Annotated in this window: 8 protein-coding genes and 1 pseudogene; 4 read left to right on the forward strand and 5 right to left on the reverse strand. The window is 63.2% G+C overall.

Annotated elements, in window-relative coordinates:
* The 4 genes and pseudogenes from ABJF10_RS28245 to ABJF10_RS28260 form a co-directional block, all read right to left on the reverse strand.
* Positions 1-348, reverse strand: a pseudogene (locus ABJF10_RS28245) (alkaline phosphatase); the annotation flags it as partial.
* On the reverse strand, positions 345-1,703 hold the full coding sequence (locus ABJF10_RS28250) for a carboxypeptidase regulatory-like domain-containing protein (RefSeq protein WP_348547963.1): 1,359 nt from the start codon (positions 1,701-1,703) through the stop codon (positions 345-347). The pseudogene ABJF10_RS28245 and the gene ABJF10_RS28250, both read right to left, overlap by 4 nt.
* A gap of 225 nt (positions 1,704-1,928) precedes the next feature.
* Positions 1,929-2,621, reverse strand: coding sequence for a nucleoside monophosphate kinase (locus tag ABJF10_RS28255; RefSeq protein WP_348547964.1), 693 nt, complete (start codon positions 2,619-2,621; stop codon positions 1,929-1,931).
* A 40-nt stretch (positions 2,622-2,661) separates the two neighbouring features.
* A complete protein-coding gene (locus ABJF10_RS28260) occupies positions 2,662-3,705 on the reverse strand; it encodes a magnesium transporter (RefSeq protein ID WP_348547965.1) in 1,044 nt (347 codons plus the stop codon).
* A gap of 194 nt (positions 3,706-3,899) precedes the next feature.
* Here ABJF10_RS28260 and ABJF10_RS28265 point away from each other — a divergent pair, with 194 nt between their 5' ends.
* The 4 genes from ABJF10_RS28265 (at position 3,900) to ABJF10_RS28280 (ending at position 5,801) form a co-directional block, all read left to right on the forward strand.
* Positions 3,900-4,160, forward strand: a complete 261-nt coding sequence (locus ABJF10_RS28265; protein ID WP_348547966.1) for a hypothetical protein — start codon at positions 3,900-3,902, stop codon at positions 4,158-4,160.
* Complete coding sequence (locus ABJF10_RS28270; protein WP_348547967.1) at positions 4,157-4,729, forward strand: hypothetical protein; 573 nt, start codon at positions 4,157-4,159, stop codon at positions 4,727-4,729. Before ABJF10_RS28265 ends, ABJF10_RS28270 begins: the two co-directional genes overlap by 4 nt.
* Positions 4,730-4,789: 60 nt before the next feature.
* Positions 4,790-5,230, forward strand: a complete 441-nt coding sequence (rnk, locus tag ABJF10_RS28275) for a nucleoside diphosphate kinase regulator (RefSeq protein ID WP_348547968.1) — start codon at positions 4,790-4,792, stop codon at positions 5,228-5,230.
* A gap of 112 nt (positions 5,231-5,342) precedes the next feature.
* The gene (locus tag ABJF10_RS28280) at positions 5,343-5,801 is read left to right on the forward strand and encodes a DNA starvation/stationary phase protection protein (RefSeq protein WP_348547969.1); all 459 of its coding nucleotides are present in this window, start codon (positions 5,343-5,345) and stop codon (positions 5,799-5,801) included.
* 28 nt (positions 5,802-5,829) lie between these two features.
* Here ABJF10_RS28280 and ABJF10_RS28285 read toward each other — a convergent pair.
* The coding region (locus ABJF10_RS28285; RefSeq protein ID WP_348547970.1) for a phospholipase D-like domain-containing protein at positions 5,830-6,464 on the reverse strand (635 nt) is incomplete at its 5' end.

Here is a 6,464-nt window from a genome sequence, read left to right on the forward strand (position 1 = left end):
CGGCGCGGCCGTCTTCGCGAAGGCGGACTCAATCTGCTTAAGCCACTCGATTTCCTGCTCCACCGATGCGGCCTTGTCGATCAGGTCGCCAAGCTCGACGACAAACGCGAGCTGTTCCGCATTCAGCTTCGCCACGGCTTCTTCGAGTTTGCCGAAAGTCTCGCGATAGAAACGGGTATTGCCCGCTGGCTTGTCCCCGTAGTGAAGATCGGTGATGAGGCCGATGCGGCAGGCTGGTTGCGCGTCTGCTTGCGCAGCCAGGAGCGTGGTTGCATTTAGACCTGCCAGACAAAGCGCGCCATCGCGCAGGAAAGCGCGGCGGGAAATGAAACTGGTGGAGGAGTTCATGGCAGCGGGCTGAGCGAGATGTGACGGCAGGCGGAGGATGGCGCGCCTTCGGTGAAGATGAGCACTTGCGCGAGCGCGGTATCGCCGGTCGCTGGAAAATCCAATTCAGTTTCGCCGGGCTGGAGGGGCTTTAGCTCGGTCGGGAACTGGGAAATATCGGCGCTCTTGCGCAGGCGAACGACGACCCGTCCCTTGGCCGCTTTCTCCCACGCGACTTTCAAGCGATAAGTCGTGCCCGCACGCAGCGGGAGTAACTCGCCTTCCCAATGCGGCCCGGCCGTGCGCGACTTGACCGGACACCAGGCATCGGGCTGCGCGGGCGACAGCCAGAGTGCGGCGAAGGAACTGTTACGGATCATGTTTCCAGCCACCGAGTCGGCAGTGAGAGCGAAGTCGTGGGTCAGGATTTGACCGGGTGAAAGTGCGACCTCGGCGCGCGCGATGGCGCTGCCCGCACGCAGCACTGCGACCAGGTAGCTGCCGGAGGGAAGATTGCGAAACTCGTAGCAGCCCTCGGCATCGGCGAGCGTGGAGAAGTTCGTGCCGGGCAGGACGATCTTCGCCGCGAGCGCCTCGAGTCCCGCCGGCGCGGCGGAAGTGACGGTGCCGCGGAGCGTGGCGCCACCGTCGGGCGTTTGATCCGCGAGCGTGCCGAGCGTGAAGAGCAGATCGGCCACAACCCGGCTCGTCTCCAGCGCGCTCTCGAGTACGATCGGTTCCGTGGCGGCGCGATCACCGCTGACGACGAACGGCTTCGCCCGCTCCGCGCGCACTTTCGAAAACTCGATCAACCCATCCATCCGCTTCAAAAAACCGGCAACGGCTTCGTCGTCGGTCTTCCCCAGCAGTTGCGGTCGATAGCCGGCGAGCGTGATCGCCTTCGCGTCCACCCAATTCTCCATCTTGCTATGCACGTCCCCACGAATCTCCGCCGCATGCGGCGGCGAGCCGGTGTCTTCCGTGAAGTGCATGATCGAGCCGATCCACCGCGCTGCGTTCCAGGGTGTCTCGGTGCGCAGCGCTTGCAATGCGCGGCGGAAAAACGGTTCGTAGGTCTGCTTCACGTCGGGACACAGATGATCCCGGTGCGTCGTCATCGGCGGAAAGAGCAGGTAATCGTCGGTGTAGAACCAGCCGCGCGTTTCGCGCCGCAACTGCCGCCGCCAATCCGCCATCCAGCAGTATTCGCGCAGCTTCGCGGTCTCCGCTCCGAGACGGCGGACCAGCGCATCGTCGGCGCCCAGGGTGTCCACCGCGGCTTGCGTGATCTCGGGATGCGGTCCCCACGCGTGCGCGGCCGGTGGGCAGGCTGCGACGACGAGGAAGAGAAGGAAGAAGACGCGGGGGGGCGACATGAGCTTTGAATAACAACCCGCCAGCTTCGTACGTCGCCAGAGGTATTTCGCGAACGCAATTGCGTCGAGGCGAAGTGGTTGTGATACGTTGCGGCGGTGAACGCAGATTGTTGCTGACTGCGAAGCAGTCGAATGGATCGACCCGGTGACGATTGAAAATATCCGCGCCTTCCTTGCAGGAGAACCGATCAACATCGTCACCGAGTAGCCTCTCGTCAGCGAGGCTCATTGGGCGACGCTACTTTTCGCCTTTGCGATGACGCGGGCGCTTACCTCCTGCACCGGGCCTTCCGCGGCGACCTCCATGAGGCGGCCGGTCGCGCGGTAGAAATCACGGAGCGGATCGATCATCCGATGAAACACGGCGATACGTTGCCGGATGGTGGCGGGCTCGTCATCGGTCCGCCGAAACAACTCGCCGCCGCAGGCATCGCACACGCCCGGCCGGGCAGGCGGCTTCGAGGTTTCGTGGCAGGTCCGTCCGCACCCCCGGCAAGTCAGTCGGCCCGAGAGTCGCCGCACAATTTCATCGTCTGACACGTCGAGGTAAAGCGCCCGCGTGACGACGCAACCGAACGCCGACGCGACTTGCTCCAAGGCTTCCGCTTGGGCCAGCGAACGCGGATAGCCATCCAAAACGAAACCGCTGGCGTCGGGACAGCCGCCGAGCATCGCGCGCACCAGGTCGATCGTCACGTCATCCGGGACGAGTTGTCCGCCTTCGATGAATTCCGCGGCGCGGCGACCGAGCGGCGTGAGCCGGCGAATGTGATCGCGGAAATGTTCACCCGACGAGAGATGCTGATAGTCGAGCGCCGCGGCCAGCGCCTGTCCATGCGTGCCCTTTCCCGATCCCGGGCCTCCGAGTAGCACGACGATGGGCGTTGAGGGACTCAGGTTTTTGGCGGCTTGAGACATGGCTTGATGAGCGGTGAGATTTGGAGCGGCACGCTTTTTTTCACAGCAGCCACGCCGCGAGTGTGAAGTAGAACAGAAGGGTGAAAATGTCCGTCATCGCGAGCGTCACGGGGCCGGCAGCGATTTTCGGGTCAAGGCGGAGCGCGTGCAATGTGGCGGGGATGCTCAGGCCCAGCACGCACGCGGTGCTCAGCGAAAGCACGATGCCGCCGCCGATCACTACCGCCGGCATGATCGCGCCGCGCCACAGCCAGGCGATCAAGGCCACCGTCGCGCCGCACGCCAGCCCCAGCAGCAGCGCGGTGCCGATCTCTCGCCGAAATGCTCTTAAGAACCAGCGCCACGTCGGCGGCGTGAAACGCAGCGTGTGGATCGTGGTGGACATGGATTGCATGCTGACGCTCTCGCCCAAGCCGAGGACGAGCGTGAGGAAGAATGCGAGCGCCAGGGTTCTTGCCAGCGTTAGCTCGAACGAACCGGCCAGCACCGCGCAAACCGTCCCGCTACCGATCGTGGCGAGCAGCCACGGGAAGCGCACCCGGAACGCGCGCCAGGGCGATGCTTCGCGCACTTGGGAAACGTGGAAGCCGATCGCCTCGAAGACCTCATCCGTCCGCTCCTGCTCGGCGAGTTCGAAGATTTCCTGGGTGAATAGATCCACATCGACCACCCCGACCATCCGGCGCTTTTCATCGACCACCGGGAAGGCGAGAAAGCGATGCAGGACGAACAGATCGCACGCATCCATCAAGGTCGCCTTCTGCGGAATCGCGAGCACCCGCGACACCATGATGTCCGTCAACCGCTGGTCGAGCGACGCCGTGAGCAGGCGCCGCGTCGGCACCACGCCGATCAATCGCTGCTCGGCGTCCACGATGTAGAAATAGACGATCTTTTCCCCGGCCCCACGCTGGCGAATGGACTCCAGCGCCTCCGCCACGCTCATCCCGGATTCCAGCGCGGAAAAGTCTTTGCGCGCGTGGGTCAGGATGGGATCGGCGAGGTGCGGAGCGTTCGGTGGATTCTGCGTCATGGAGGTAACATCGTGCGCCGGACGCTGCCGCAGCGGAAGAATTCTCCGCATAGGGAAAAGCTATCTGTCTGATTCAAACTGCGTCTTAGTCGATTCCTCGTGGGAGGGTAGAATGGAAGCGTCGAAGGCAGGCCAGGCATTAAGCCGCCGCTCGCACCTCACGCGGACAGATTCAGTTAAGTCCGCTCATTGCCACCCGGATCGTTTCGTTCACCCGACGCTGACGGTCCCAACCTATCCACATCATGACTTCCATATTCGATTTCGCAGTTGCCATACCTCTCACGCTCGCCGCGCTGGCGCTGCTTTATCTCGGACGAGGCCATATCCATGGACAAATGGAGCAGATTGCCGAAAAGGCCAAGTCTCGCGAGGCTGAGCGTGCCCGTCGTGCTGCTATTTTGAACGGGATCAATTGCTGCGAATGCGAGTCCCCGGTTTCGCACAAGTCGGCGACGTCGGAAACGTCTGCCAGTTCGTCCAATCCTCAAACTTTATCCGTATGAACACCGCGCTTCTTCTTATCTCCATTATCGGTTCGATCGTCCTCGTTGTCCTCGCACTGCTGTTTAGCGCAGGCTTCCTCTTCCGATGCGACCTCGCGCGTATCCGCGCGGCGGGATTCTCCACACCGCAGCCCACGCGCGATCCGCTGACGCTAAAGGATCTGCTGGTCGGATTCTTCGGATACTCGAAGGGTGCCTCCAGGATCATCCGGCTCCTCGCCGCCAGGCATAAGCCGGTGGGCTACCGAGCGCTCGTCGATGACTTCCGCTTCGACGAGCAATGGCGTCGCGATAGCGACGAACTGCCGGCCAGCGCGATGCTCGCGGTGCTGGGACTCATGCAGGTGGCAGGTGTCGTCCGCATCACGAGGCACGGCATGGCGATCACGGAAGTCGGACGGGAAGTCCACCGCCGCATCGCACCCTCGCCTGGCGTGCAGAAGCCGCATGCTCCTGCGGCCCGCTCCAGCACAGGAAATGGGCACCGTGTCGTCACGACGCTTTCGAGCGCCGATCGCACGGTGCTCCGAGAGCTGCGGAAAAGATCGCGCACGCTGATCCACCAATGATGCGCCGTTTCCGACCCATCGACCCACGAAAAATCACCACTAACTCGAAAAGAAACTCCCATGAAAAAACGCAAAATCATCATCACCGCTCCTGACCACGAGAGACTCAGCCACCTGATCACCGAGGGCAATTTGTCCGATCGCGAACGCGCCGAAGCGCACGCGCTCGAACGCGAACTGAAACGCGCGAGGATCGTCGCGCCGGACGCGGTGCCGCCGGACGTCATCACCATGAACAGCCGCGCCGAACTGCTGGACCTCGATACCGGCGAGGGCATGGAATTCACCATCGTCCTGCCGGACGAAGCCGACATCACGGAAAACAAGATTTCGGTTCTGGCGCCAATCGGCACTGGGATGCTCGGCTATCGCTTGGGCGACGTGTTCGAACAGCCGACACCTCACGGTGTGCGCCGCTTGAAGGTGCTCCATGTGCATTTCCAGCCGGAGGCGGCGTTGGCCTCCACCAGTGGAGAAACCCGGGAGCCCGCATTCGCATGAAGTTCGGCGCTATTGCCACGGACTACCGGCACCCGGAACGGGTGCCAAATTCGATCTCGCTCTAGGAGGAAAAATCATGACTATAACCACAACATCCATGCCCATACAAACCATGCCCATACCAACCGCCAATCCCGTCGTCGATGGACTCGGGACTCTGCTCGCAGACTCCTACGCCTTGATGGCCCAGACCCATCTAGCCCATTGGAACGTCGAGGGTCCCGACTTTTTCCAGCTCCACACCGCCTTCCAGGCGCAATACGAGGAATTGTTCACCGCCGTGGACGAGATCGCCGAGCGCGTCCGGGCACTCGGGGCCTACGCGCCGGGCGGCCTCGCCACACTCGCGGCCTATTCCGAGATCGAGGAACTCGGTGTGGAATCCCTGTCCGCGCCGAGGTTTGTGGAGCACCTGGCCGGAGGACACGAACTCTTGGTCCGTCACGCGGCAAGTCTCCGCGACGCTGCGGAGGAAGCCAGAGACCACGAAACCCAGGATCTCGTCATCGCGCGCATCCAGGTCCACCAGAAGACGCTCTGGATGCTGCGAAGCTTTCTGCGGGGGAGCTGACCGGAGACGGAACGGAAGGTAGTCCGTTTCACAAGTAGGGCGCGAACAGGCGCGCGAAACCGTCGCGCAGTTTCACCGGCAGCGGGCGGGCATTCATCTCTTGCAAGGTCACGCGGCGGGCGGTGGCACGCTTGGATTGCACGAGGGCTTCGAGGCGCTCGCCGAGTTCGGCGCTGTAGCACTCGACGTTGAACTCGAAGTTCAGTCGCAGGCTGCGGGCGTCCCAATTCGCCGAGCCGAAGAGCGACCACGCGCCATCGACGAGCAGCAGCTTGGAATGGTCGAACGGGCCGGGCGTGAACCACACGCGGCAGCCGCGCTGGAGCACCTGCCATAGCTGCGCGTGCATGGCCCACTTCACGGGTGGGAGGTCGCTGCGCTCGGAGAGAATGATGTCCACCTCGACGCCGCGCATCGCCGCCACGCCCAGTGCGGAGAGCAGCGCGCTGTCGGGCAGAAAATACGGCGTGAGGATGCGCACCGAGGTGCGGGCGGTGGCCAGGGCACCGTGGATCGTCCAGCGCAGGCGCTCGAAGTTTTCATCCGGCCCGCACTCGATGCCGCGCGCCGCTATCGGGCCGCGGGAGGTCAAGACCGGGAACCACTTTTCACCGGTGAGCACCTCGTCGGTGGCGAAGCGCCAGTCGGCGGCGAAGGCTTTCG

The sequence above is a fragment of the Chthoniobacter sp. genome (assembly GCF_040003245.1).
GTDB lineage: Bacteria > Verrucomicrobiota > Verrucomicrobiia > Chthoniobacterales > Chthoniobacteraceae > Chthoniobacter.

What these genes read in the sequence shown, in the direction of transcription:
- rnk (WP_348547968.1), top strand. Translation starts at nt 4,790, where the DNA reads ATGAAAAAACGCAAAATCATCATCACCGCTCCTGACCACGAGAGACTC.
- ABJF10_RS28255 (WP_348547964.1), bottom strand. Translation starts at nt 2,621, where the DNA reads ATGTCTCAAGCCGCCAAAAACCTGAGTCCCTCAACGCCCATCGTCGTG.
- ABJF10_RS28270 (WP_348547967.1), top strand. Translation starts at nt 4,157, where the DNA reads ATGAACACCGCGCTTCTTCTTATCTCCATTATCGGTTCGATCGTCCTC.
- ABJF10_RS28260 (WP_348547965.1), bottom strand. Translation starts at nt 3,705, where the DNA reads ATGCGGAGAATTCTTCCGCTGCGGCAGCGTCCGGCGCACGATGTTACC.
- ABJF10_RS28265 (WP_348547966.1), top strand. Translation starts at nt 3,900, where the DNA reads ATGACTTCCATATTCGATTTCGCAGTTGCCATACCTCTCACGCTCGCC.
- ABJF10_RS28250 (WP_348547963.1), bottom strand. Translation starts at nt 1,703, where the DNA reads ATGTCGCCCCCCCGCGTCTTCTTCCTTCTCTTCCTCGTCGTCGCAGCC.
- ABJF10_RS28280 (WP_348547969.1), top strand. Translation starts at nt 5,343, where the DNA reads ATGCCCATACCAACCGCCAATCCCGTCGTCGATGGACTCGGGACTCTG.